2 protein-coding genes are annotated in these 1,392 nt (G+C 50.9%); both read left to right on the plus strand.

Translation table 11 applies throughout. From position 1 onward, the window contains the following. The first annotated feature begins 71 nt into the window (after positions 1–71). Positions 72–410 (plus strand): helix-turn-helix domain-containing protein, encoded by a 339-nt coding sequence (locus QW71_RS36020; protein ID WP_039310863.1) that lies wholly within the window; start codon positions 72–74, stop codon positions 408–410. Beyond that, a complete protein-coding gene (locus tag QW71_RS40335) occupies positions 392–1,330 on the plus strand; it encodes an IS3 family transposase (protein WP_039310866.1) in 939 nt (312 codons plus the stop codon). Before QW71_RS36020 ends, QW71_RS40335 begins: the two co-directional genes overlap by 19 nt. Positions 1,331–1,392 lie beyond the last annotated feature (62 nt).

Consider the following 1,392-nt stretch of genomic DNA (forward strand, 5'->3'; position numbering starts at 1 on the left):
CTCTTAAGCCCCCTAATCAAAGTGGAGACCTTGACATGTAAGAGGTACACTAAGAAGAGGGAGTGGAGCCGATGAGAAGCAACAAGTTATACGACGAACAGAGGATTAAGGTGGCCCAAGAAGCGATCAATGGAACCAAGGTTTCCTTCCTGGCCCGAAAGTATTCCGTCTCTCCCAGCACCATTGCCAATTGGGTGAAGTTCTACAAGGAACGATTTGGAGAAGAGGCTACGCCGTCCGTCCAAGAACGGATTGAAGATGCGGAGCGTGTCCAAGACTTGGAGACGAAGATGGAGACGGCCATTAAGCTACTGGGCGAAAAGGATCTGGAAATCGAACTGCTGCGTGAACTCTTAAAAAAAGCCAACCCCGCTTACAAGACAAACTCGAATTGGCCGACGAAGCGATAAAGCGGGGGTATTCGGCTACACTTGTTCTACGTATCGTGGAGGTTCAACCCTCAACCTACTATGCGCATAAAAAACGTTTCCCGGGGCTTCTGAGTGCCCCTGATGCGGTAGTGACTTCGGGTCGTCCGATCCCCGCCTATTCCCTCACTACTGGCGGTCTGCGGGTGAGTGACCTACAGATCGAAGAGTGGCTGAGTGAGCTGGTAGAGGGCGAGGAGAACGGCTATGGCTACCGGAATTTGGCGTACGCCCTATCGGTCCAGCAGGGTTTAATCCTCAACCACAAGAAGGCGTACCGGCTGTGCAAGAAGCTCGGGCTGCTTCAGAAGAAACCGGTGAGGAACGTAAAATACCCTCGGCAGCTGGCGCGGAATCGAGTGGTCACACGCCCCAACCAACTTTGGCAAATTGACATTAAATATGGATACATTAATGGCTACGACCGCTTCTTTTTTATCTTTGATATGATCGATGTGTTTGACCGCTGCATCGTTGGTTACCACGTTGGAGCGAGTTGTACGGCGAAGCAAGTCTGTGCCACGTTGAGGGAGGCTCTGGGCCGACGTTTACAGCCTGGAGACCCCTCACCGGTTATCCGTTCCGATAATGGGCCGCAATTCCTAAGCGCTGCCTTTGGCGAGCTGTGTGCGGAAACGCAGCGTCCTCTGGAGCATGAGCGTATTCCTCCAAAGACGCCGAATATGAACGCCTACATTGAGTCGTTTCACAGCATTTTGGAGAGAGATTTGTATACGAAAAGGTACTTTGAAACGTTTGAAGAAGCCTATGAAGCGGTCGCAGTCTATATTAATTTTTACAACGAGCGCCGTTTTCATGGCAGTTTGCAGCGCATGAGCCCCAAGCAATACCACGCCGCATGGAAAGCGGGCAAGCTAAAACCGATAGAAATAAAGCTGTAAACGATATCCTGCGAAAACACGAGTTTTTAGCAGAATGTCTCCATAATTAGGGGGCCGAACCG

The sequence above is a fragment of the Paenibacillus sp. IHB B 3415 genome, assembly GCF_000802655.2.
Lineage (GTDB): Bacteria > Bacillota > Bacilli > Paenibacillales > Paenibacillaceae > Paenibacillus_AQ > Paenibacillus_AQ phytohabitans.